Source organism: Halorubellus amylolyticus (assembly GCF_034808145.1).
Taxonomy (GTDB): Archaea; Halobacteriota; Halobacteria; order Halobacteriales; family Natrialbaceae; genus Halorubellus.
In genome coordinates, this window is record NZ_JAXHGM010000004.1 from 215,993 (window position 1) to 239,508 (window position 23,516).

At 69.0% G+C, this 23,516-nt stretch carries 23 protein-coding genes, 1 tRNA gene and 1 pseudogene; 15 read left to right on the forward strand and 10 right to left on the reverse strand.

Annotation, left to right across the window (positions count from 1 at the left end; translation table 11 throughout):
• The first annotated feature begins 69 nt into the window (after positions 1–69).
• Positions 70–1,059, forward strand: a complete 990-nt coding sequence (locus SM754_RS12225; RefSeq protein WP_323676516.1) for an ABC transporter permease — start codon at positions 70–72, stop codon at positions 1,057–1,059.
• 73 nt (positions 1,060–1,132) lie between these two features.
• Positions 1,133–1,867 (forward strand): DUF7117 family protein, encoded by a 735-nt coding sequence (locus SM754_RS12230; RefSeq protein ID WP_323676517.1) that lies wholly within the window; start codon positions 1,133–1,135, stop codon positions 1,865–1,867.
• Positions 1,868–1,920: 53 nt separating this feature from the next.
• Here the strand turns inward: SM754_RS12230 and SM754_RS12235 are convergent, their stop codons facing one another.
• Entirely contained in the window at positions 1,921–2,814 is an 894-nt protein-coding gene (locus SM754_RS12235; RefSeq protein ID WP_323676518.1) for a tetrahydrofolate dehydrogenase/cyclohydrolase catalytic domain-containing protein, read from the reverse strand.
• 152 nt (positions 2,815–2,966) lie between these two features.
• Between SM754_RS12235 and SM754_RS12240 the strand changes: the two genes are divergently transcribed.
• Positions 2,967–3,338, forward strand: a complete 372-nt coding sequence (locus tag SM754_RS12240) for a hypothetical protein (protein WP_323676519.1) — start codon at positions 2,967–2,969, stop codon at positions 3,336–3,338.
• A 46-nt stretch (positions 3,339–3,384) separates the two neighbouring features.
• Here SM754_RS12240 and SM754_RS12245 read toward each other — a convergent pair whose 3' ends face one another.
• Positions 3,385–3,978, reverse strand: coding sequence for a hypothetical protein (locus SM754_RS12245; RefSeq protein WP_323676520.1), 594 nt, complete (start codon positions 3,976–3,978; stop codon positions 3,385–3,387).
• A gap of 103 nt (positions 3,979–4,081) precedes the next feature.
• On the opposite strand from SM754_RS12245, the gene SM754_RS12250 reads away from it, so the two are divergent.
• From SM754_RS12250 to SM754_RS12260, 3 genes are read left to right on the forward strand one after another with little or no spacing between them, the layout of a single operon-like run.
• Positions 4,082–4,849 (forward strand): DsbA family protein, encoded by a 768-nt coding sequence (locus SM754_RS12250; protein ID WP_323676521.1) that lies wholly within the window; start codon positions 4,082–4,084, stop codon positions 4,847–4,849.
• Positions 4,846–5,373, forward strand: a complete 528-nt coding sequence (locus tag SM754_RS12255) for a hypothetical protein (RefSeq protein WP_323676522.1) — start codon at positions 4,846–4,848, stop codon at positions 5,371–5,373. Before SM754_RS12250 ends, SM754_RS12255 begins: the two co-directional genes overlap by 4 nt.
• 44 nt (positions 5,374–5,417) lie before the next feature.
• Positions 5,418–6,167: a DsbA family protein gene (locus SM754_RS12260; protein WP_323676523.1), complete on the forward strand. Its 750-nt coding sequence runs from the start codon at positions 5,418–5,420 to the stop codon at positions 6,165–6,167.
• 51 nt (positions 6,168–6,218) lie between these two features.
• Here the strand turns inward: SM754_RS12260 and glyA are convergent, their stop codons facing one another.
• On the reverse strand, positions 6,219–7,475 hold the full coding sequence (glyA, locus tag SM754_RS12265) for a serine hydroxymethyltransferase (RefSeq protein WP_323676524.1): 1,257 nt from the start codon (positions 7,473–7,475) through the stop codon (positions 6,219–6,221).
• Between the two features lie 306 nt (positions 7,476–7,781).
• Here glyA and SM754_RS12270 point away from each other — a divergent pair, with 306 nt between their 5' ends.
• The gene (locus tag SM754_RS12270; protein ID WP_323676525.1) at positions 7,782–9,851 is read left to right on the forward strand and encodes a hypothetical protein; all 2,070 of its coding nucleotides are present in this window, start codon (positions 7,782–7,784) and stop codon (positions 9,849–9,851) included.
• 352 nt (positions 9,852–10,203) lie between these two features.
• Positions 10,204–11,022, forward strand: a complete 819-nt coding sequence (tbsP, locus tag SM754_RS12275) for a transcriptional regulator TbsP (protein WP_323676526.1) — start codon at positions 10,204–10,206, stop codon at positions 11,020–11,022.
• A gap of 613 nt (positions 11,023–11,635) precedes the next feature.
• Here tbsP and SM754_RS12280 read toward each other — a convergent pair.
• Complete coding sequence (locus tag SM754_RS12280) at positions 11,636–11,926, reverse strand: amphi-Trp domain-containing protein (RefSeq protein WP_323676527.1); 291 nt, start codon at positions 11,924–11,926, stop codon at positions 11,636–11,638.
• Between the two features lie 204 nt (positions 11,927–12,130).
• On the opposite strand from SM754_RS12280, the gene SM754_RS12285 reads away from it, so the two are divergent.
• Positions 12,131–12,415: a PadR family transcriptional regulator gene (locus SM754_RS12285; RefSeq protein ID WP_323676528.1), complete on the forward strand. Its 285-nt coding sequence runs from the start codon at positions 12,131–12,133 to the stop codon at positions 12,413–12,415.
• A 2-nt stretch (positions 12,416–12,417) separates the two neighbouring features.
• Here the strand turns inward: SM754_RS12285 and SM754_RS12290 are convergent, their stop codons facing one another.
• Positions 12,418–13,665 carry an AI-2E family transporter gene (locus tag SM754_RS12290; RefSeq protein ID WP_323676529.1) on the reverse strand — a complete coding sequence of 416 codons (1,248 nt, stop codon included), beginning with the start codon at positions 13,663–13,665 and terminating at the stop codon, positions 12,418–12,420.
• Between the two features lie 120 nt (positions 13,666–13,785).
• Here SM754_RS12290 and SM754_RS12295 point away from each other — a divergent pair, with 120 nt between their 5' ends.
• The 4 genes from SM754_RS12295 to SM754_RS12310 all read left to right on the forward strand — a co-directional run bounded on the left by SM754_RS12295 (position 13,786) and on the right by SM754_RS12310 (position 18,754).
• On the forward strand, positions 13,786–15,084 hold the full coding sequence (locus SM754_RS12295; protein WP_323676530.1) for an MgtC/SapB family protein: 1,299 nt from the start codon (positions 13,786–13,788) through the stop codon (positions 15,082–15,084).
• 119 nt (positions 15,085–15,203) lie between these two features.
• Complete coding sequence (locus SM754_RS12300; protein ID WP_323676531.1) at positions 15,204–16,580, forward strand: class-III pyridoxal-phosphate-dependent aminotransferase; 1,377 nt, start codon at positions 15,204–15,206, stop codon at positions 16,578–16,580.
• A 98-nt stretch (positions 16,581–16,678) separates the two neighbouring features.
• On the forward strand, positions 16,679–18,421 hold the full coding sequence (locus SM754_RS12305) for a YcaO-like family protein (RefSeq protein ID WP_323676532.1): 1,743 nt from the start codon (positions 16,679–16,681) through the stop codon (positions 18,419–18,421).
• A gap of 150 nt (positions 18,422–18,571) precedes the next feature.
• Complete coding sequence (locus tag SM754_RS12310) at positions 18,572–18,754, forward strand: hypothetical protein (protein WP_323676533.1); 183 nt, start codon at positions 18,572–18,574, stop codon at positions 18,752–18,754.
• 88 nt (positions 18,755–18,842) lie between these two features.
• Here the strand turns inward: SM754_RS12310 and SM754_RS12315 are convergent, their stop codons facing one another.
• The 3 genes from SM754_RS12315 to SM754_RS12325 all read right to left on the reverse strand — a co-directional run bounded on the left by SM754_RS12315 (position 18,843) and on the right by SM754_RS12325 (position 21,638).
• On the reverse strand, positions 18,843–19,970 hold the full coding sequence (locus tag SM754_RS12315; RefSeq protein ID WP_501993788.1) for a DUF63 family protein: 1,128 nt from the start codon (positions 19,968–19,970) through the stop codon (positions 18,843–18,845).
• A 294-nt stretch (positions 19,971–20,264) separates the two neighbouring features.
• The gene (locus SM754_RS12320; protein WP_323676535.1) at positions 20,265–20,714 is read right to left on the reverse strand and encodes an Lrp/AsnC family transcriptional regulator; all 450 of its coding nucleotides are present in this window, start codon (positions 20,712–20,714) and stop codon (positions 20,265–20,267) included.
• A gap of 102 nt (positions 20,715–20,816) precedes the next feature.
• Positions 20,817–21,638 (reverse strand): inositol monophosphatase family protein, encoded by an 822-nt coding sequence (locus SM754_RS12325; protein WP_323676536.1) that lies wholly within the window; start codon positions 21,636–21,638, stop codon positions 20,817–20,819.
• 118 nt (positions 21,639–21,756) lie between these two features.
• Here SM754_RS12325 and SM754_RS12330 point away from each other — a divergent pair, with 118 nt between their 5' ends.
• Positions 21,757–22,014: a DUF8072 family protein gene (locus SM754_RS12330; protein WP_323676537.1), complete on the forward strand. Its 258-nt coding sequence runs from the start codon at positions 21,757–21,759 to the stop codon at positions 22,012–22,014.
• 144 nt (positions 22,015–22,158) lie between these two features.
• Here SM754_RS12330 and SM754_RS12335 read toward each other — a convergent pair.
• A tRNA-Leu gene (locus tag SM754_RS12335) sits at positions 22,159–22,242 on the reverse strand.
• Positions 22,243–22,429: 187 nt separating this feature from the next.
• Here SM754_RS12335 and SM754_RS12340 point away from each other — a divergent pair.
• Positions 22,430–22,915: a DUF309 domain-containing protein gene (locus tag SM754_RS12340; RefSeq protein ID WP_323676538.1), complete on the forward strand. Its 486-nt coding sequence runs from the start codon at positions 22,430–22,432 to the stop codon at positions 22,913–22,915.
• A 55-nt stretch (positions 22,916–22,970) separates the two neighbouring features.
• On the opposite strand, the pseudogene SM754_RS12345 reads toward SM754_RS12340, so the two are convergent.
• Positions 22,971–23,516: pseudogene (locus SM754_RS12345) on the reverse strand (hypothetical protein); the annotation flags it as partial.

Below are 23,516 nucleotides of genomic sequence, written 5' to 3' on the forward strand. Positions count from 1 at the left end.
CGTGCGTCACGTGTCCAGCCCGTCCGACCGACAGACCCACGTTCGCCGGAGCCCCCGCGGAGGGACGTCGTGAACCGGACGTACGTCCTGCGACGAGTCGGCGTCGCCGCGCTCTCGCTGTACGCGGTCGTGACGCTCGTGTTCGTCGCCGTCGTCCTCGTCCCCGACCCCGCGCCCGCCGTCCTCAACTACTACAACGTCAACGCCGACCAGATTCCGGCCCTCATCGCCGCGAAAGGCGGAACTCAGCCGCTGCTCGACCGGTACGTCGCGTACCTCGGGAACCTCGCGACGCTCGACTGGGGGCGCTCGGTGAGCCGGCTCGGGAGCATCGGACCGCCCGTCACGACGCTCATCGCTCGGCACGCGCCGTACACGCTCCTCTACGTCGTCCCCGCGCTCCTCGTCGGGTTCGCGAGCGGCGTCGGCCTCGGCGCGTACGCCGCCCTCCGACGCGGCGGCTACGTCGACCGCGCCGTCCGGTCCGTCGGCTACCTCGCGTTCGGCGTCCCGAACTTCGTCGTCGCCCAGCTCGCGCTCGTCGTGCTCTCCGCGCAGCTCGGGCTCGTCGAGTTCACGCTCGGCACGTCCCAGGGGAAGTACTACACGCAGGGCGCGCCCGTCGACGTCTGGACCGCCGACGCGCTCGTCCAGTTCGGTATCGTCGCGACGATACTCGCCATCACGCTCGCCGGCGGCCAGGTCCGGTACGCGCGCTCGGAGTGCCTCGAGTACGCGACCGACGACTTCGTCCGGCTCGCCCGAGCGAAGGGCGCCAGCGACTGGCGGATCGCGGCGGGCGTCGTCCGGACCGCGGGCCTCCCGCTCCTGACGGGATTCCTCGACGACGTCGTCACCACGCTCCTCGTGCACGCGTTCGTCCTCGAGTTCGTGTTCGACCTCCCCGGACTCGGACAGCTCGGTCTCGTCTCGGTGAAGGCGCGGGACGTGTCGACGACGATGGGGCTCGTGGTCGTCGTCGTGACCGGTGCGATCATCCTGAACCTCTGTCAGGACCTCGGGATGGGCGTCGTCGACCCGCGCGTCGACGCGGACTGAACCGCCGCCGGTCGCTCGACGCGGGCGTCGGCGAGTCCGAGGACATTTCCTCGCGCCCGTCCAACCCGAGAGCATGGAGATACGCGGCGAGCGCGAGTGCAGCGACTGCGGGACGCGGTGGTCGTACTACGACACGGGCGCCGTCGAATGCCCGGACTGCGGGAGCCTGCGGAGCGTCGGCGTCGACGAGGACCGGGCGCTCCACACGACCACGCCCGCGGAGTTCGACCTCACCGACGCGCGGACGGCGTGGGACGACGCCCCGGAGGACGAGGCCGTGGACGTCGTCAAGGCCGCGTGCCGCGAGTTCGTGCGCGGGAACGGGTTCGTGCACGCCGGCGACCTCGTCGCGTTCGACGGGCGTCGGCTGGCGGCGCGCGAGCTCGCGAACGCCGTCGACGTCGTCGGCCGCACGCGGTCGTTCGAGAACCCCGAGGACGTCGAGTACTACGTGCTCTCGCTCCTCCGCGGCGCCGACACCGGCGACCGACCGCCCGCCGCGGACGTCCCCCCGGCGATGCGAGCGGCGCGCGGACTCGCGACCGCCGACCTCGTCGAGCGGTACCGGCGCGACGTCCGCGACTGGCTCGACGCGACCGACCGGACGCTCGTCCCCGCCGCGAACGACGTCCTCACCGGGCTCGAATCCCACCAGAAGCGCGTCCAGGCGCTCCAGGGCGACGTCGACCCGCGGCACGCCGACTCGCTCTACGCGGCCGCTCGCGGCCTGAACGAGTACTACCGGACCGGCGACGAGAGCGCGGTCGTCGAGGCCGCCGACCGATTGCGGTCGCTCGGCGACACGTAGGGAGAATAGAGCGCAGGAAAAACAGAGCGCAGTGGAGGCGCGGTCAGGTGGCGTCAGGGGAGGGTCGCGTCGACGCCCGTCTGGAGCCGCGTCGCCTTGATGGTGTTGTACAGCAGCATCGCGCGCGTCATCGGGCCGACGCCGCCCGGGACCGGCGAGATGACCGACGCCTTCTCGCTCGCGCTCTCGAAGTCGACGTCGCCGACGAGCTCGTAGCCCTTCTCGGTGTCCGCGTCGACGCGGTTGATGCCGACGTCGATGACGACCGCGTCGTCGGCGAGCATGTCGCCCGTGACGAACTCCGGCATCCCGGCGGCCGCGACGACGACGTCCGCGTTCCGCGTCTTCGCCTCGAGGTCCTTCGTGCGGGAGTGACAGACGGTGACGGTCGCGTTCCCGCCGTCGGCCTTCTGCATGAGGAGGTTCGCGAGCGGCTTCCCGACGATGTTCGACCGGCCGACGATGACGACGTCCTTGCCCTCGGTGTCGACGCCGGCGTGCGCGAGCATCCGCTGGACGCCGTGGGGGGTACACGGCTTGAAGCGCGCTTCGCCCGCGACGAGCCGCCCGACGTTCTCCGGGTGGAAGCCGTCGACGTCCTTGACCGGGTCGATGGCGGTCATGATCTCGCGCTCGTCGACGTGGTCCGGGAGCGGTGTCTGCACGAGGATTCCGTGGACGTCGTCGCGGTCGTTCAGGTCCGCGACGGTGTCGAGGAGGTCGCTCTGGGAGGCGTCGCCGTCGACCTCGACGTGCACGCCGTTCACGCCGGCCTTCTCGCAGTCGCGTTGCTTCATGTTCACGTACGTCTGGCTCGCCGGGTCCTCGCCCATGATGACGGTCGCGAGCCCCGGCGTGACGTCCTCGGTCTCGAACTCGTCGACGGCGTCGCTGACGCCGTCGAATACCTCGTCCGCGAGCGCGTTCCCGTCGATGACGTTCGTCATGGTCGACCTCACGACCACGCCCGCCTAAAACCCTCGGGTTCGTGCCCAAAACGCCGCCTCGATACCTCGAATTGTGCATGTTCTTGTATCCTATCGGGTGGCCGTCAGCAACTGGGCAGCACGGGTATGACGCGAACGCGCGTCTAGAACCCATGTTCAGACGCTTCCTCTCCTGGGTCGTCCGCCGACGGGCACGGCGAAGCGAGCGCGACATCCGCCGGTTCTCGGAGTCGCTTCGCACCCGCACCGTCCGCGTGTTCACGTGCCCCATCCGAACCACCCTCTCCACGGCGTTCACGGTCGCCATCGCCGCCGTCCTCTACCTCGTCAGCCGGCGTCCCGCCGAGACCACCGCCCTCCTCGACGCCGACGCCGTCACCACCTCGCAGGTCCTCGCGCTCTTCCCACCCATCTACGTCCTCGCCCCGGCGCTCGTCGCGCTCGTCGTCCTCGTGAACGTCGTTCGCGTCTGGAGCGGCGTCCGCAGCGACATGGGCTGGAACCGCTACGACCAACGGCGCTGACGGCCAGCACTGCCCGCGGCTCCCGTCCATCCGTGTCGCGCCACGGTCACGGACACTCCGCGTCCGCGAACGAACGCCGCCCGGGGCCCTGGTCGACGAACCGCGTCGCGCCCGAGGACACCGACACGAGCGCGGCCCGGCCGCCGTAGCCGTGCGTCTGGTCGTGCCCGCGCACCACCACGCACTCCACGTCTATCGGGACCGACACCGTCTCCGACCGCGTGAACTCGCGGGTGCCGTGCGCGTGCAGGAGCTCCCGGCGCCCGAGCTCCTCGCCGTCGCGCGTCTCCGCCGTCCACCGGTTCGCGTACCCGTCCTCGCCGTCGTCGTCGTGATAGAGCGTCACAGAGAACCGCACCCGCCCGTCGCCCTGCGCGTCCAGTTCGACGCCAGTGACGTTCGCCTCCCGGAGGTCCAGTCCATCAGTCGTCGTCGCCGCCTCGGTCGTCGCGGGCTCGCCGTCGTCGACCACCTCAGCCGCCGTGCTCGATTCGGACCCGGGGTCGTCGCCGTCGTCCGCATCGGTGGTCCCGTCACCGTCGAGCCCCTCGTCCGTGCCGTCGGACCCAGTGAGGCATCCCGCGAGTCCGACGGCGCCGAGCGTGGCGAGCAGCCGGCGTCGCGGCGCGTCGTGGTCCATACGAGGACGGTGGGCCGGCGAAGCGAAAAGCGTGCCGCGCGAGTGCGCACGGACCACACCCCACACCAGTATAGTTAAAACCCTGCAAGACTGTCGTCCGGTCGTGCCCGACGACAGGTCCACCGACGAACCCCCCATCACGGTCTCGCGCCGCACAGCCCTCGCCGCCCTCGGCGGCGCGCTCGGCCTCGGTGCCGCCGGCGTCTACGCCGCCTCGACGCTCGCGACCGACGACGGCGACGCCCTCGCCGGCGACTTCCGCCGCGAGGACGGACAGAGCGCGCACCTCGAGGTGAACTACGCCGGCAGCCCCGTCCTCGGCAGCCTCGAAGCCGACCTCCGCCTGTTCTACTGGAGCGACTACCAGTGCCCGTACTGCAAGCGCTTCGACGTCGACACCCTCCCGAAGCTCGCCGAGAACCACGTCGCGACCGGCGACCTCGCCATCGTCTTCCTCGAACTCCCCGTGTTCGGCGCCGACTCCGACGTCGCCGCCGCCGCGTCGAAGTGCGCGTGGCGCGTCGCCCGCGACGACGACCCGAACGCGTGGGGACGCTGGCACCGGCAGGTGTTCGCGCAGCAAGGCGACAAGAACGACGGGTGGGCGAGCGAGGACCGCCTCTACGAGTACACGCGCGGCGTCGACGGCGTCGCCGAGGACGAGCTGCGGGTCTGCATGGACGAACGCCGGGACGCCGTCACCGCCGCCGTCCAGGAGGACGTCACCACCGCCGTCGACGACCTCGGACTCCGGCGCGCGACCCCAGCGTTCGCGATGTCGAACGTCACCACCGGCAAGTGGCTCGGTATCCCCGGTGCACAGCCGTACGAGACATTCGAGAAGGTCGTCGAACGCCTGCAGGAGACATGAGTGCGACCGACCCCTCGCGCACCCGCTCGGACCGCCTCTACCGCGCACTCACGTACCCGCTGCTGTCCGCGGGAACGACCGCCGCCGCCGTCGGCGTCGCCGCTGCGACGTACGTCCTCCTCGTCGCCAGCGCGAACCCGACCGCGGTCGCGGCCGCACTGCACGCGAGCGCCAGCACCGTCGACGACCTCCTCCTCGCGTACACCGTCGGCACGGTCGACGCCGCCGGCTGGCTCGGGCTCGCGCTCACCGTCGCCTACGCCGTCCTCGCGGGCGTCACCACGGTTGTCGTCGCGAGCACGCTCCGCCGGGGCGCCGGCGGCGCCGAGAACCTCCTCGGGGTCGCGCCGGGCGTCCTCGCGGCCGGCTGCGCGAGCTGTGGCGCCGGCGTCCTCCCGCTGCTCGGCGTCGCCGGCGCGTACGCGCTCTTCCCGTTCGCCGGGAACCTCGTCCGCGCCGTCGGCGTGCTCGCGCTCCTGTTCGCGCTCGCCAGGACGGGCGACCCGCGCGTTTGCAGGGTCTGAGAACCGCAGCGCGACTTAACCCGCGGAAGCACCCAGCGGGCGACATGGCAGACGACACGAACGGCGGCCGCACGCGACGCCGCGTCCTCGCCGGCACCGCAGGCGTCCTCGGACTCGGTGCCGCAGGGCTCTACCTCACGGCGGACACCGCCGCCGACGTCGACGACTACCCCGCCGACTTCTCCGCCGATTCCGGGCAGAGCGACGGCCTCGGCATCGCGTACGCCGACCGCCCGGTCATGGGCTCCCTCGACGCCGACCGCAGACTGTTCGCGTGGAGCGACTACCAGTGCCCGTACTGTCGGCGATTCGACGGGGACACCCTCCCGGAACTCGCCGAGAACCACGTCGCGACCGGCGACCTCGCCATCGTCTTCCTCGACCTCCCGCTCCTCGGTGAGCGATCGCTGTCCGCGGGCGTCGTCTCGAAGGCCGTCTGGCGCGCCGTCCGCGACGACGACCCGAACGCCTGGGGCCGGTTCCACCGCTACGTGTTCTCGAAGCAAGGCCCGGAGAACGGCGAGTGGGCGGCCGAGTCGAACCTCCTCTCGTACGCCGCAGTCGTCGACGGCGTCCCCGGCGAGACCGTCGAACGGCTCGTCGTCGACGACCGCGACGCCCTGGCGGCGAGCGTCCGAGCGGACGCGAGCGTCGCGTTCGACGACCTCGGCATCGAACGCGGCGCCCCGGTGTTCGCGCTCTCGAACCCCAGTACCGGCGACTGGACGTCGATCCGCGGCTCGCAACCCGTCGAAGCGTTCCGGGACGCCATGACGCAACTCGGCGAGAACTGAACCGACCCGCCAATCGACCGGACGGGAGTCACCGCGACCGGGTCGGTGCGTTCAGATAAGGTTCTCGTAGATCGGGTACGCGTCGCACAGCCCCTGCACGATCTCGGCGACCTCCGCCTTCACGTCCTCGTCGTCGGGGTGGTCGACGACGTCGGCGATGCAGTCCGCGACCGTCGCCATGTCGTCCTCGTCGAACCCGCGCGTCGTCAGCGCCGGCGTGCCGGCGCGGAACCCGCTCGGGTTGAACGGCGACCGGGTCTCGCCGGGGACCGTGTTCGCGTTCAGGACGATACCGACCTCCTCCAGAGCCTCCTCGACGGTCTTCCCGGTCGTGTCAGGGTGACTCGGCCGGAGGTCGACGAGCACGAGGTGGTTGTCGGTGCCGCCGGAGACGAGGTCGAACCCGCGCTCGCGGAGCCCGTCGGCGAGCGCCTGCGCGTTCGCGATCGTCTGCGCGGCGTACTCGTCGAACGAGTCGTCGAGCGCCTCGCCGAACCCGACCGCCTTCCCCGCGATGTTGTGCATGAGCGGCCCGCCCTGCATGCCGGGGATGATGGCCGAGTCGATGTCGTCCGCGTGCTCCTCGCCCGCCATGATGATGCCACCGCGGCCCGCGCGGATGGTCTTGTGCGTACTCCCGGTGACGAAGTCCGCCGTCCCGACCGGGTTCGGGTGCTCGCCCGCCGCGACGAGGCCCGTGATGTGCGCGATGTCCGCGAGATGGTACGCGTCCGCGGCCTCGGCGGCCGCCTGGATGCGCTCCCACTCGACCTCGCGCGGGTACGCCGAGTACCCCGACACGACGATGTCCGGGTCGAACGCCTCGGCGTGCTCGCGGATGGCGTCGTAGTCCAGGCGCCCGGACTCCTCGTCGAGCTCGTACTGCTCGACCTCGTAGTGCTGGCCCGCGAAGTTCATGTGGTGGCCGTGACTCAGGTGCCCGCCGTGAGTCAGGTCGAGCGAGAGGATCTTGTCGCCGGGTTCGAGCACCGCGAGGTACACGCCCATGTTCGCCTGACTCCCCGAATGCGGCTGGACGTTCACGTACTCCGCGCCCCAGAGCTCCTTCGCGCGGTCGATCGCGAGCTGTTCGACGTCGTCCGCGAACTCGCAGCCGCCGTAGTACCGCTTCCCGGGGTAGCCCTCCGCGTAGTTGTTCGTCAGCACGCTCCCCTGCGCCTCCAGGACCGCCTCGGAGACGTGGTTCTCGCTCGCGATCATCGCCAGCGACTCCTGCTGTCGCGTCACTTCGCCGTCGAGTGCTGCCGCCACGTCCGGATCTGTCTCGCGAACCCGCTCGTAGTCCATACGAGAAACCCACACCGGCGGCCGCATAAGTCTACCTTTGACGGCCAGAAAGCGCACCACCGAACAACACGAACGTGCATAGGCCGCGCCGTCATCAGGGCCGCACAGGACGAATCACGACACACGCGTGCGCAGGCATCGCGGCAACCCGGACGGGAACCCGTCGGCGAACCGAGACGGCACCCGTCGGCGACCCGGGACGGCACCCGTTCGACTGCCCGGCCCCTGGCCCGTCCACCGGCACGCGCGTGCGCCATGCCGCGCCCGATACACCTAACTGGGACGCGCGGCGAGGTACCGACGAGAATGGAGTGGCGGGTGCGTAGTGACGGACTCACGGTCGGGGACGCGGGACACACCGAACTCCGCGTCACCTCACCGGACCTGTCCGTGCGCGCGAGCGACACGACGATCCCGCGCCCCGTGGACGTCACCGTCGACTGCGAGGCGTCCGAACTCCGCTTCCCGGTCGCCGTCGTCTATATCGCCTCACAGGCCAGCGACGCGACCTACGAGCTCGAGAACGACACCGGACCGCTCGACCTGCCCGCCGGCGAGTACGTCCTCGACATCGACACGCACGTGAAGACGTACCTCCAGGTCGACGGGCCGCTGTCGGTGTCGAAGACGCCTGACTTCGAACAGGTCGTCGTCACGTTCCCCGACCGCCGCGAGCTCACGCTCGGCTTCCGGAGTCGGAACGACCGACCGACCGACACCGTCACCGTCCCCGAGACGCCGACGGGGTTCGCCGCCGCGGTCACGCACGCCTCAAGCGCCCACAAAACCACGGGCGCCGACCGCACGTACCCGACGCTCCGCGGCCACCCGCCCCTCGTCGAACTCGGCGACAGCGTCGACGTCCCGGACGCGGTCGCCGACGCGACGCCGGACGTCGGCATCGAACTCCTCGTCCCGCCCGAGTACGAGACGCTGTACACGACCGCGCCGCTCGCGTACTACCTCCAGGCGAGCGTGGAGACCGCGGACGTCGACCAGCCGCTCCTGTGCGCGCCCAGCGCCGGTATCCGCGAGCCGCTGTCGCCGATGCCCAGGTTGGAGACGGACGTCCAGCGGTTGCTCCGGAAGACGTTCTTCCTCGACTGCCTCGTCCGGAACTCGGGGCCGTACGGGACGAACCTCGCCGAGGAGAGCCTGCTCGACGCGCTCGACCTCGACGGCTCGACGCTCTACCACGCCGACCCCGTCGAGCGCCTGGAGACGTACCTCGACGTCCCGTTCCAGGCGGTCGAACACCGGCTTCCGGACTGGCATCTGTCGACGTACGTCGACCCGGACCCGGCGTACGTGGAGACGCTCCCGTTCCTCCTGGACTCGCTGTCGCTCGTGTTCCCGCCGAGGACGAGCGAGCTCGAGGGCGCGGAGCTCGTCGAGCGGTCGCTCGACGACTTCTATCGGGGCACACAGGGCCCGGGCGAGGTCGCGACCGTCGACGTCGTCAAACCCGAGCTACGCGGTGGACGCGTCCACGGCTGGCTCGCGGACGGCGTCCCGATCGACGTGTTCAAGTCCACGCCGTCGGCCTACCGGAACCGGCTGTCGTACATGGACCGCGACCACGAGGACACCATCGTGAGCGTCGTCCTGAACGACCAGCAGATGGACAAGGAGCACGCGGACGTCGCGAGCATCTACCGCGAGGGCAGCGAGGACCTCCCGATAACGGTCGACGTCTACGAGGAGTTGTCGACCGACGAGCTCGCCGCAGTGTTCGAGGCGGAGAACGACTTCGTGCACTACATCGGGCACTGCGAGGCCGACGGGCTGCGGTGCCCGGACGGCTACATGCCCGCGAGCGTGCTCGACGAGGTGAACACGCAGACGTTCTTCCTGAACGCCTGCGGGTCGTTCCACGAGGGGATGGCGCTCGTGGAGAAGGGCGCCGTCACGGGTGGTGTGACGTTCACGCAGGTCCTGAACGATCACGCGGTGAAGGTCGGGTCGGCGTTCGCGCGACTGCTCATCCACGGGTTCAGCTTCGAGCGCGCGCTCCGCATCGCGCGTCGCCGCATCATGATGGGGAAGGACTACGCGGTCGTCGGCGACGGGACGCACACGCTCAGTCAGACGACGAACCGGCTGCCGACGACCGCGGAGCTCGAACGACTCGCCGAGGACCAGTTCTTCCTCATGTTCGACCAGTTCTCCATCCGCGAAGCCGGCGCGTACTATCATCCGTACGTCGCGGACAACGAGTACTCGTACCTCTCGGGGAACACCTCGGAGTTCGCGCTCGACCGTCGGACGACCGTCGACTTCCTCGCTCGCGCGGACACGTCGGTCATCTTCGACGGCGAGTTCTACTGGTCGGACGAGCTCGCGGCGGAACTCGCGAACGAACTCAGCCGTCGCTGACGGGTTCCGGCGTCTCGGGCTGAACTGGCGCTCGGAGGTTCGACGCTCGTCACCGATGGCGTTCGCGACGCCGCGTCGACCGCGTTCTTCGAACCGGCTACGGCCCGGTGTAGGGGCTCGAGGAGCCGTCGAGTGTGGCCGTTCGAGTTGCGGGTTCCGTCCACGTCGGGTCGCAGTGTCCTCGCATGTGCTACCGTGAGACATGTCCATCACCATTCTTAAACGTTCGGACAGCTCGACACGGTGTCGACTCGCAAAACCGCGAGGGCGATTCCTTTCCGATTCTGGCAGGCTTGCGGTTAGGTTAGCCAACAAAATTAAGTACGAGTGAGGCGTTGTGTTCTACAGAAGCATGACCTCGAATTTACTAGACCAACAAATTGACGATATCCTCCGCACCGTGCTGGAAGATACCGCGGGAGACCTTCTCGTGGTGAATCCGTCCGCGGACGCGATCGAGGAGTTCGTCCGCGTCGCCACGTCGTTCGACGGCGACCTCCCGGACGTCCACATGCTCGCAGACGAGCGCACGCTGAAGGACGTCATGGACGACTTCATCGTCGCGTCGAACGCGGCAGACCTCATCGACCAGGACGCACTGGAACTCCGCACCACCGACGAGAGCCCGGAGAACTCGCTGCTGGTCACCGAGACCGAGGTCGTCGCACTCGTCCGTGCGGGCAACCGCGTCGGCGGGCTCGCCACCGACGACGACGACTTCGTGACGACCGCGTACGACGCGTACATGACCGAGTGGGGCGAGGCCGAGGAGTTCAAGCTCCGCACGCCCCCGATCAGTCGCGTCCGCCAGACGCTCGAGGACGACATCAGTCCCGAGGCCGAGGAGGACTTCGACAACATCCTCGCGAGCCTCGAGACCGCGCGCGGCGACGGTGACGGCCTCGACGAGGTCACCATCTCGCTGCTCGTCGCGGCGAAGAACGAGGCGCTGCTCTACGACATCAGCAAGTGGGGCGAGGACGTCGGAATCGCGTCGAAGGCGACGTTCTCCCGGACGAAGACGAAGCTCGAGGACATGGGCCTCATCGACACGGAGAAGGTGCCCATCGACGTCGGTCGACCGCGCCTTCGCCTGAAGATCGGCGACGACCGCCTGCGGAACGCGGACAACGGCCAGCTCGCGACGGTCGCGCAGTCGATTCTCAACTGAACGTCGCTTCCTTCCTTTCGGCGCCCGGCCCGACAGCGGCCGCTTCGCGTTCGCCGTCTGTTCTCGGCGTGTTCCGGTCGGCTGGACTCTCCCGGGAATCGTCACGCGTGTGTGGTCGGCTGGACCGTCTCCAGGTCGTCGCGCGAGTGTGGTGAGGACCGTTCGCCGCGGGACGGCGTCTCCGGCGGCGCGAACGTACGCGTCGCTAGCTGGTCATCGCACCTCATGGGGCGTCTTCCGGTGGTTCTCGCCGCCGAACCAACCCGTGGTATCGGCTGTGGTCGGTACTTTTAATAGCCTGTGGGGGCTTTGCCTAAGTGACGCTTCGCTTGGAGGGCCGAAGCGTCAGCGGGGACCAATCAGGGCGGCAAGCGGGCACGCGGTTTTTCCCCGCGTGCCCTGCTTTCCTGTTTCGATGTACCACACGACAGGGAGCGGTCGCACTGCGCGGCGTCCACGGGTCGCAGCCGGAACGCGGTGGCGGTTCTGGTAGAGAGAGCTTCTACGGAAGAGTATCGTTCTACCCGAGGAGATTGCGCGGTCGGACGGCCTCGGGTTCGGTCGCGGGGACGAACCGGTGGTCTCCAGGTGTCGACCCGGGTTCGTGAGTGGGTTACTCGATGGAGAGGGTGCCGTCGGTCTCGGTGTCGTCGGGGTCGCGTTCGTCCCACTCGATCTCGAACTCGATGCTGAGTTCGCCCTCGGTCTGTCCGGCCGCTGTCTCGCGCTCGGCCTTCACCTCGAACTCGGGGGAGGCTGGTGGGTCGAGGGTGATGGAGTCGCTGCCGGAGCTGAGCGTGATGGCGTCGTTCGCCTCGAGCTTGTCGGCGGTGTTCCGGAGGATGGCTGCGATGTCGGCGCGCGACGTCTTGGATTCGGTCTCGAAGAGTACCTCTTCTGGCATGGGAACACGTACGTCGTCGAGCAGGATAAGTCATCGCTCTGCCAAAGTGAAATCGGAGGTGACACGTCGGCTCCCTCTCACCGAACACGTTGAGTCACCGTCACGACCGTAACCAGTGGTAATAGCGTCTAAACCCGCTGATTCCGGGCGAGAGCCGTTATGTTTATTTAATTCAGACACTAATGAGTTTGCGTAGATAGATAGATGTACGACCTGACAGGATTCCAGCGTGACCTGCTGTACGTCATCGCGGGGGCAGACGAACCACACGGACTGGCGATAAAGGAGGAGCTCGAGGATTACTACGAGAAGGAGATCCATCACGGCCGGCTCTATCCGAACCTCGATACGCTCGTCGACAAGGGTCTCGTCGAGAAGGGCGAACTCGACCGCCGCACGAACTTCTACTCGCTCACGCGGCGGGGCAGCCGCGAGATAGAGGCGCGGCGGGAGTGGGAATCCCAGTACGTGACTCCCGGCGAGGAGTAGGGCTAGCTGCCGTCCCCGCTATCTTCAGCGGTGTCGCCGTCGTCGTCGGCCTGGACGTCCTCGACGTCCACGGGCGGGTCGTCGACGGTCGCCGGTTCTTCTATCGAACGGTCGCGAGGTGAGACCTCGGCGTCCGGCCCGAAGTACGTCGGGTCCACCGCGTACGGCTGGAGGCGTTTGGAGTGCAGGAGTTCCGGGAGCACCAGCTTCGCGAAGTGCACGCCGAGGACGAGGAGTACGGGACCGAGGAAGAGCCCGTACCAGCCGAACAGGAGCGGTCCGAGGATGTACGCGAACATGACGGTGCCGACGTGGAGGTTCCGGCCGGAGACGTACGGCCGGAGGACGAGGTCGGGGATGACGTCCACGATGAGGAACGAGACGCCGAAGAAGAGGATGGGGAACCAGAGGAGGCCGGACGCGTCAGCCATGTACGCTCGGACGAACAGGAACGCGGTGACGGGGAAGTAGACGAGTTTCATGCCGACGACGGGGATGAGGCTCGCGGCGCCGCAGAGGAGGCCGACGAGCGCGGCGTAGGGGATGAGGAGGTCGCCGGGTGCGTACACGTTGAGGAGGCTGTAGGAGAGCGTGCCGATGACGCCGGTGATGAAGGCGTTGAGGATGTTCCCGAAGAAGATCGACGAGAAGTCCTTGTCGACGGCGCGGAAGTACGCGTCCATGACGCCGCGGTCGTCGCCGAAGTTCCCCTTGACCCACGCCGAGAGCGAGCTGCCGTCGCGGAGGAGGTAGAACGCGAGGGCTGCCATGACGAACAGGTGCAGAAGGGCGTTCCCGATGAAGAACAGGTACTGCTGGCTCTCGGTGAGGACCTGCTGGAGGATCTCGCGGCCGGCCGAGTCCTCGACGAGCGCAGCGGGGTTCTCCGCGATCTGTGAGACGTCGAAGTACGGTTGGAGGACGGACTCGTAGCTGCCGAGGGTGGTGTTGTTCGCGCGGAGCTGTCCGGTGAAGGCGTTGAGTTCCTGGAGGCCGATGGCGACGGTGTAGGCGACGAGGAGGACGAACGGGAGTGCGAGGGTGACGATGGCGATGGCGGCGGCGAGACTGGGTGGGCGAACGCGTCGCTTGAGACGCCGGTAGACGGGGCGCGTGGCGTAGTACATGAACAGCCCGAAGACGAACGTGCCGACGAACGAGTAGAGCACGAACGCGACGGTGCCCGCGAGGAGGATGCCCGCGAGCACCCAGGGTGCGCGGGAGCGACTGATGTCGAACCCACCGAACATACCATCTACAGCGCCGCCCGGGTGTAAAAAACCTATCGTGTGGCTTGGATTATGTGTCGTGTGGGCTGGTCGGACCGGCGTGGCAGAACGTTTAACCGACGCGGCTATATAATCTATAGAGTGAACGGGTCGGTACTGCAACTACTCGAAGCGCCGCTGGCGAGCCCGGTCGTCCAGCTCGCCCTCGCCGCAGCCCTCGGACTGTTCCTCGGGTTGGAGCGCGAGTGGTCCCAGAAGTCGGCAGGTGTTCGCACGTTCTCGCTCATCTCCCTCCTCGGTGCGGTGTTCACGCACCTCGCGGACGAACTGGCCGCGGGAGCCTCGCTCGTCCTCGTCGGTGGCGTCCTCGTCATCGCACAGGGAGTCCTGCTCGCCGTCCGCGGGCTCGTGGACGACGACCAGGACGGGCTCTCGCTGACGACGTCCGTGTCGATGCTGGTCGCGTACGGCGTCGGAGCGATGGTCGCGACCGGGTTCGTCCTCGAAGGGGTCACCGTCGCCGTCATCTCGTCGCTCCTGCTCGTCCTGAAGCGCGAGCTCCACGCGTTCGCGGACAGCCTCTCGCGCGAGGAGGTCCGGTCCGCGACCGAGTTCTCCATCCTCGCGTTCGTCGTGTACCCGGTCCTGCCCGCGGAACCGCAGGTGTTCTCCGCGCCCGCACTCGGCATCGACTCCCTCGCCATCGAACCGCGGGTCGTCTGGTTGATGGTCGTCACGGTCGCCGGCATCGGCATCGTGAACTACGCCGTCGTCCAGACCTACGGCGGCCGCGGTATCGCCGTCACCGGCTTCTTCGGTGGACTGGCGTCCTCCACGGCGGTCGTCGGCACCATGCTCGACCACGTCCGCGACGAACCGGACGCGACCGCGTACGCGGTCGCCGCCATCCTCCTGGCGAACGCGGCGATGGCGATGCGGAACCTCGTCATCGCGGTCGTGTTCACGCTCTCGGTCGGGCTGCTCGTCGACGCCGTCGTCCCGCTGCTGGTCGTGGTGGTCGGGTCGTTCGTCGTCGCCGCCCTCACCGCGGACTGGGGGGAGAGCGTCGATATGGACCTCGAGTCACCGTTCAGCCTCCGGTACGTCCTCGGGTTCGGGGCCGTGTTCCTGGTCGTCCTCGTCGTCGGCGCGATCGCCCAGGAGCAGGTCGGCGCTTCGGCGTTCGTCGCCACCGCCGTCCTCACCGGGCTCGTCTCCTCCGCGGGGGCGACGACGTCCGCGGTCCTCCTGTTCCGAGCGGGGACCGTCGACGCGCAGACCGCGGTCCTCGCCGTCCTGCTCTCCACGGCCTCGTCCATCGTCGTCAAGTGCGCGCTCACGTGGGTCGGCCCGAACCGCGAGTTCGCACGGAAGGTCGCGACGTACTCCACGGTGCTGCTCGCCGCCGCGACCGTGGTGGCCGTCGCCGTCCTCGTCTGAGCGCTCCGTCGTCGCCGGCTTCCGTCCGGGTCGAGCGCTGACCGCGTGATGACCATGGTCGGCAACGTTCGCCCGAACCGTAACGGGCGATTTAACAACTTGTTTTCCATACGGGGTATATGGACCGAGAGACGGCTACGCCGAGCGTCGATTCGATGCCGGGCGAGAAGGCGAAACGGTGGGCTGACTACCATCAGGGATTCTCCGCGCCAAGCACGTACGTCTACGACTTCGTGTGGGACGTCACCGAGGAGTCGGAGGGACCGTTCTGCGTCGACGTCGACGGGAACGTCCTCATGGACTTCACGAGCCACGTCGCGGCCGCCCCTCTGGGGTACAACAACCCGAAGATCATGGAGAAGCTGGAGGGGATGGACCTCCTCGACCCGTCGAAGATCGCGGGACAGGACTTCTACGCGAGCGCCGGGTGGCCGCCTGAGGACCCCGACCTCGCGACGCCGACGCAGCTCATGGACCGCATCACGGGCGCGCTCAGTCACTACGACATGGACACCGTGTTCCTGTCGAACTCGGGCGCCGAAGCCGTCGAGAACGCCATCAAGGTGTCCTACCAGGACCGGGACGCGCACCGCGGCGTCTGCTTCGAGGGCGCGTTCCACGGGCGGACGCTCGGCGCGCTCAGCCTGAACCGCTCGAAGACCGTGCACCGCAAGGGCTACCCCGAGGTCCCGGGCATCATGAGCGTCCCCTACTGCTCGTGTCGCGGCGACTGCGAGTGCGGGTGGAAGACAAACGGCCCCGGCGGGAACGTCCTCGCGGACAAGCTCCATCACGCCCGGGGGAACGTCCACCCGGACGAGGTCGCGTACATCATCCTCGAGCCCGTGCAGGGCGAGGGCGGGTATCGCGTCCCGAACGAGGAGTTCATCGCGGACATCAAGGAGATCAAGCACGACCACGGCATCCGCGTGATCAGCGACGAGATCCAGGCCGGGCTCGGCCGCACCGGCGAGATGTGGGGGATCGACCACGTCGACCTGGAGCCCGACGTCGTCACGAGCGCGAAGGGGCTGCGCGTCGGCGCGACCGTCTCCCGCTCCGAGATATTCCCCGAGGAGAAGGGTCGCCTCTCCTCGACGTGGGGCGCCGGCGACATCATCTCCGCGGCGCAGGGCGTCGCGACCCTCGACGCCATCCAGGAGTACGACCTGCTCCAGAACGCTCGCGAGCGCGGCCGTCAGCTCCGCGAAATCATCGAGGACGCCGACCCGGACTGCATCACCGACGTCCGCGGTCGCGCGCTCATGTTCGCGGTCGAGTTCGATTCGAAGGAGCGCCGCGAGGAGGTCGTCAAGCAGGCGCTCGGCCGCGGGCTGCTCACGCTCGGGTGCGGGTACAAGAGCCTGCGTCTCCTCCCGCCGCTCGACGTCACCGAGCGCGAGATAGAGCTGGGTGCTGATATCTTCCTCGACGCCGTCGACGCCGCAGGCCGTGACGCGCCGCTCGCGACCACCGACTCGAGCGACGTGTCGTAACGCGTCCGTTCCGACCGCGACCAGCCGACTGCGGTATCTCGGCCGCGGTGTCGGGGTGACTCGTCGGCTTTTTCCCGTCTTCGTGCGACGTCGTAGCCATGCACGTAGTGCTCGCCGGCGATGGGCCGGCGGTGGCGGCGGTCGAGGCGGCGCTCGCGGACGTCGAGTGCGACGTCGAACGCGGCGTCCCGGGCGACGTCGAGGGGGCTGACCTCGGGGTCGTGGTCGGGGACGTCGGCGCGAGCGCGTTCGCGGCGGCGAACGAGGCGGCGTTGGCTGGCGGGTCGACGTGGCTCGCCGTGGAACGCGGTGGCCTCGGCGGGCACGCGCTCGGCGGGGTGGACGCGGCGATAGCCGGGTTCGGGCCCGATACCGGGTGTTTCGAGTGTCTGGGGGCGCGCGTCGCGTCGAACCGCGGTCCGGACGCACCCGGGACGGTCGACGACGAGGCCGGCGCGCTCGGCGCTCGCATCGAGCGGCTGGCGGGTGCGCTCGCGGGAAGCGAGGCCGCGGCGCTCGCGGCCGGCGACGGGTCGTCGCTCGTCGGTGGCGTCCGGGAGCTCCCCGACGCGGAACGCGAGTTCCTCCCCGTCCCGGGATGCGGGTGCGACGACGAGACCCGCGACCGCCGGGTGCGGACCGGCCACCGAGACGTCTCCCTCGACGAGTCCCTCGCCGCGGCCGAACGCGGCCTCGACGACCGCATCGGCCTCGTCGCGGAGGTCGGGGAGGCCGAGTCGTATCCGGCGCCGTACTACCTCGCGCGGACCTGCGACACGAGCGCGTTCGCCGCCGCTCGCGCCGCCCCGCAGAGCGCGGGCGTGGACGCGGACTGGAACGCGGCGTTCATGAAGGCGCTCGGCGAGGGCCTGGAGCGGTACTGCGCGGGCGTCTACGACGCGAGCGACTTCGAGACTGCGCCGCCGGCGATGGTCGACGGTGGCGTGACGGCCGAGGCCGTGGTGCGCTGCGAGGACGCGCCCGCGGTCGACCCCGAGGACCCCATCCGGTGGGTGCCGGGCGTCGACCTCGTCTCCGGCGAGGAGACCTATCTCGCGGCGGAGCTCGTGCAGTTCCCGCCGCCGGCCGAGCGGCACGTCGACGCCATCACGACCGGGCTCGGCCTCGGGTCGTCGGGCGCCGGCGCGCTCGCGTCGGGACTGACGGAGGTGATAGAGCGGGACGCGACGATGCTCGCGTGGTACTCGTCGTTCTCGCCGCTCGAGCTCCGCGTGGACGCCCCGGACTACCGGACCCTGGAGAAGCGCGCGCGCAGCGAGGGCCTCGAGGTGACAGCGTTGCTCGTCACGCAGGACGTCGACGTTCCGGTGGTCGCGGTGGCAGTGCACCGCGAGAACGGCGAGTGGCCGCGGTTCGCAGTCGGCTCCGACGCGGCGCTGGACCCGGAAGCGGCGGCGACGGACGCCCTGGCGGAGGCGCTCCAGAACTGGATGGAGCTCCGGTCGATGGGGCGCTCGCAGGCGAGCGCGGAGGACGGCGCCATCGGTGCGTTCGCGGACTTCCCGCGCGCCGCGAGCGCGTTCCTCGATGCCGACGGCCCCGTGCCGGCGTCGAGCGTCGGCCCGAGCGAGGCACCGACGGGGAGCGGCCGCGTCGACGCGCTCGTCGACGCCGTCGCGGACGCCGACCTGACGCCGTACGCCGCCCGCGTGACGACGCGGGACGTCGACGCCCTCGGGTTCGAGGCCGTGCGCGTCGTCGTTCCCGGCGCCCAACCCCTGTTCACGGACGACCCGGTGTTCGGCGAGCGAGCGCACTCCGTCCCCGAGTCCCTCGGGTTCGAGCCGCGACTCGACCGCCGCCACCATCCCTACCCCTGAGACGGGTCGTGTCACACCGAGAGCCGCGCGCAGACGACGGGTCTCGCGTCAAGCTCATCTAGCGTGGGCTAGATTTAAGCCCCGCTGGTCGCTAACGTTTACCACGGTGTTCTCTCGGATGGAAGCCCACCCCCAGACAGAGGTGCACGTATGACGACCGAATACGACCTGCCGTGCGCGGCCTGCGACGGCCCGCTCGCCCGCGACACCGTCGCCCCCGACGACCTCGGCGTCGACGCCCCAGGTCCCGTCCCCATCGCCACCTGCGAACACTGCGGCAGCCGATACTACCCGACCGAAGCGCTCGAGTTCATCGGGAACGAAGCGAGCTGAACTCCACGAACGAGACCGAAACAGTTCAGCCGAACGAAACACCACCGAACCGGCGGCCACGAGGCCGCCGGATGCTCCCGGAATCAGCTCACACGAGGAACGTCGCGCGGAGCATGTCCCGCGTGCCGGGGCCGAGGCCGACGGCGAGGATGGCGAGCAGGAGCATGAACGTGAACCGCGGACTCTCCTCGAAGATCTGCTCGTCGAACACCCAGACGACGAACACGGCAGCGACGAGCTTCACGAGGAGGAACGTCCACGCGTCACCCGTGATCGCCGTGATGGACTCGGGGAGGACCTGCCCCGTGAAGTCCTGCACGAACTTGTTCACGGGATGCTTCGGGTCGAGGTCAGCGGTCGCGACCGGCACGAGTTCGTCGTACCAGTCCAGCCCGATGACGTTCGACACGCCGTCGACCGCTTGCCCCCAGATGATGACGAGACCCATGTAGCCCGTTCCCTCGTTGATCTGGGGAGCGAACGTCCGGATGAGTCCCCAGACGCCCGCGGTCGACAGCGTCGCGAACACGAGCGTCAGCACGGTGATGAGGGGATAGAATCGCAGACGCGGCGGTGTCGTCAGGTCCGTCGTGAACGAGAGCGCGGCGACCGCGCCGACCGTGAGCACGAGCAGCGTCGTCCCCATCGCGGCAAGTGGATACTCGAACGTGCTCGTGAACCCGCGCCGATGGACCCAGAGCGCGAGCAGGAGCGTCGCGAGCGTCAGGAAGAACATCGTGAAGTAGATGATGGGACTGATGAACAGCGTGTTCAGCGGGTAGTCGAGCGCGAACGCGCTCGCCTCCGGCGGCAGCACGTTGTTCGCGTCCTCGAGCACGCGGAGCGCCCCGCCGAGCGGGACGAACGGGAACAGCGCGTAGAACAACGCCCGATAGCGCGTCAACTCCAGGCGCCGCAGCAGGAGTGCCACGCCCACGAGCATCACGAGGAGGATGACTGCGTACCCCACCTCGGAGTAGATCGTGTACCCGGGCTCCGCGACCGGTCCCATGTTCGCGGCGACGTCCGCGCTCGACACCTGCACCTGCTCGCCGTCCGCCCACGCGGCGTACCGCCAGCCCTGCGCGTCCGCGTACACCGGCCCCCAGAAGTAGTGCCAGACGAAGTTCGCGTAGATCGTGCGCGTGAACGCGACGGAGCCGAGCCCGAACACGACGAACAGCCCGGCGACCGCAGCCAGCCACGCCTGGAACATCGACACGCCGAGTCGGTCGAGGAACCCGCGCTCGGCCGGCCCGGTGTCAGCGTCCGCGTCGAACTCGGTCGCCGCGTCGTGTTCGAGTTCGTCGAGGGGCACCCCGTCGTCGGTCGGACCGTCGGCGTCCGGGGACTCGTCCGCGCCCGGGTCGTCGCCCCCGTGTCCGGGGTCGTCACTCGTCATGTTGGATACCAGCGGACGGCCCGCGTTTTACGCTTCCGGTCTTTCACGTCGTCGCCGCCAGACCACCTGCGCGTCTCACCGGCGGTCCGGCGTCGACCCCACCGTGACCTACACGGGGAGTTCCTCGGCCTCGTGTTCGGTGCCGAGGACCACCATCGTCTGCGAGCGCGCGAACCCGTCCATCTGGGCGACCTCCTCGAACATGAGTTCGCGCAGGGCGTCCGCGTCCTCGGCGTACACGCGAGCCATCACGTCCCACTCCCCGGTCGTCAGGTGTATCTCCTGGACGCCCTCGACCGCACTCAGTCGGTCGAGCGTGTCCTTCTCGCGGCCTTGCTCCACGCGGAGGCCGACGATCGCGGAGATGCCGAACCCGACCTCTCGCGGGTCGACCTTCGCGTGATAGCCCTCGATGACGTCGGCCTCCTGCATGCGGTTGACGCGGTCGTGGACGGTCGCGCTCGACATGTCGATGCGTCTCGCGACCTCCGAGAACGGTGTGCGTGCGTCCTGCTGGAGGATCCGGAGGATCTCCCGGTCAGTGTCGTCGAGCTCCATGGGTACCGACGGTTCGTCGCCCGGATACAAGTGACTGTCGGGGATTCTACGACTCCTGAGCGCGTTCACCGACGAATCCACGGAGCGATTCGGGTCGCGTCTTCAGACGTCGCGCTCGGCGTCGCGGGCGTCCTCCGCGGCTCGCGCGGCGGCCAGCACGTCCTCGTGGACCGCGCCGTTCGACGCCACCAGCCCCCGGGAGTCGTGTCGCCAACGGTCGCCGTCGATGTCGGTGACGCGCCCGCCGGCCTCGCGGACGAGCTGGACGCCGGCGATGGTGTCCCACGGGTTCGCCTCGACGTTCGTGAACGTCCCGCCGATGGCGCCCTCGGCGACGCTCGCGAGCGCGAGCTGCGCGCACCCGAACCGGCGGACGTCCCCGAACCGCTCGACGGCGGCCGTGCACGCCGCGGCGTACTCGTCGCGTCGGTCGAAATCCCACCAGATCGTCGGAACCGCGGCGAGTCGCTCCGGGTCCGCCTCCTCGCTCACCGCGATCGGCTCGTCGTTCCGTCGCACCCCCTCGGGGCCGACGACGTACGTGTCCCCGAGCGCTGGCGCGACCGTCGCCGCCGCCACCGGCTCGCCGTCGACGACTGCCGCGACGCTCGTCGCCCAGTACCGCATCCCGGAGACGTAGTTGTTCGTCCCGTCGATGGGGTCGACGACCCACGCGGGACCGTCCTCGGGCACCGACTTCAGTTCGTCGTCCTCCTCGCCGACGATAGCGTCCGCGTCGTACTCCTCGCGGATCGCGTCCACGACCGCGGTCTGGGCGTCGCGGTCCGCCTGCGTCACCACGTCGGTCTTCCCGTCCTTCGTCTCCACGTCGATGCCCGTCCGGAAGCGCGACTCCGCGACGGCCGCCCCTGCACGGGCCGCAGCCAGCGCGACGTCCGCGCGAACGCGAGCGTCCTCGGTCATGCTCTCACTGGCGCGAGCCGTACCAAAAGGCCCTCCGATTCACCCGCACCGTCACCCTCGAAGTGCGGTCACTCGCGAGACCGACGCGGCTTTGTCGGCTCGCGCGCCACCATCGTCCATGAACACGCTTGCGAAGCGACTGTACAACGTCGCACCGGACCCGGTCACCCTCACGTTCGCCGACGACACCACCGTCGACCTCGCCATGCATCACGCCGAGTTCTTCCAGGAGGAACTCGAGGCCGAAGGCGAGGCCGACGACGGAACCACGTACCGCATCGTCGACGGCGACGACGACGACGCCCTCCTCGTCGCTCGCGAGACCACCGACGGCTGGCAGGTCGTCGGCGAAGCCACCGACGTCCAGCGCGCCTGACGCCGACGACGCCATCGCCAGCCGGTCACGAGCATCACGAGCGCCACGCGGGCGCAGTCGCTCGCCGGTTCGAGTGAGAGTTTTGCGAGGGAAGAACGCTCCCAGAGCGCCTTCCGCATCTTGTGCGCCGTCCGGCGCACGCGATGCGAGGGAAGGGATTTGAACCCTTGGACCTCTACAGGAGCGGATCTTGAGTCCGCCGCCGTTTCCTAGCTTGGCTACCCTCGCACGCGATTGCGTCTCGGCGGACCGCGCGCTAAAGCCTTGCGGACCGAGGCGACGCGGACGCGAGCGCCGCGTTGGCGAGACCCCGAGCGGCCAGCCGTCGAGGGGCGGTCCGTGCACGGGAGCGAGCTGCCGACCGAACGGTCTCGGGACCCCATCGTTCTTCGGCACCGAGTGCGTGCTCGGGCGTATGGACGAACACACGAACGACCCGTCGGTCGGTCCGCCTGCTCGCGGCGACCCGACGGGATGGGACGCCGACGCGGGCCGCTGGGAGCACGCGACGCTCCGGCGCTCCCTCGAACACGGCGTCGCGCTGTTCAACTCGGGCGCGTACCACGAATCGCACGACTGCTTCGAGGACGAGTGGTACAACTACGGGCGTGGGTCCCGCGAGTCGATGTTCCTCCACGGGATGGTGCAGGTCGCCGCCGGCACGTACAAGCACGTCGACTTCGAGGACGACGACGGGCTCCGGTCGCTGTTCCGGACCGCTCTCCAGTACTTCCAGGGCCTCCCCAAGGACATGTACGGCGTCGAACTCCTCGACGTCCGGACGACGCTCTCGAACGCGCTCCACGACCCGACGGTCGTCGAGGGCTGGCAGCTCCGGCTCGACGGCCAGATTCCGGAGGCGACAGAGGCCGATTACGCGTACGCCGAGCACCGGGACTGAGCGACGGTCTCGGCAAGCGAACCGAACGGAAGAGAGACGCGGGGTTCGCGACGGGTCAGGTGAGGCGTCGTCGCGCGACGACGCCGACGGCGGCGAGCACGCTCGACGCTGACAGCAGCCAGCCCGCGAGCGACCCCTCCGGGAACGACCCGAGTAACGTGCTGTTCGGCGGGCCACACGACTCCGCGGTGCCAGCAGTCCCACCTGGCTCGTCGCACAGGTCAGTGCTGGACTTGACGAGAACCGTCGAGATCTGCTGGTTCGACGTCCACTCGACCGCTATCGGCTCGCCGGGCGCCTTGAACGTGACGTCGGTGATGGTCACGCCCTCGCTGTCACCACCCTCGGGGACGAACTGGCTGCCCGTCCACTCGAACTTCACGAGCTGCCGTTCGCCATCCGGACAGGGGTCGTTCCCGGGGCCCGACTGGCCCTCGACGCAGAACGCGACGTAGCTGATAGCCGCGTCCTCTGACTCCGTCGCCGTGGTGGTGGTAGTGGTCGTCGTCGGCTCCGTCGTGGTGGTAGTGGTCGTCGTCGGCTCCGTCGTGGTGGTAGTGGTCGTCGTCGGCTCCGTCGTGGTGGTAGTGGTCGTCGTTGG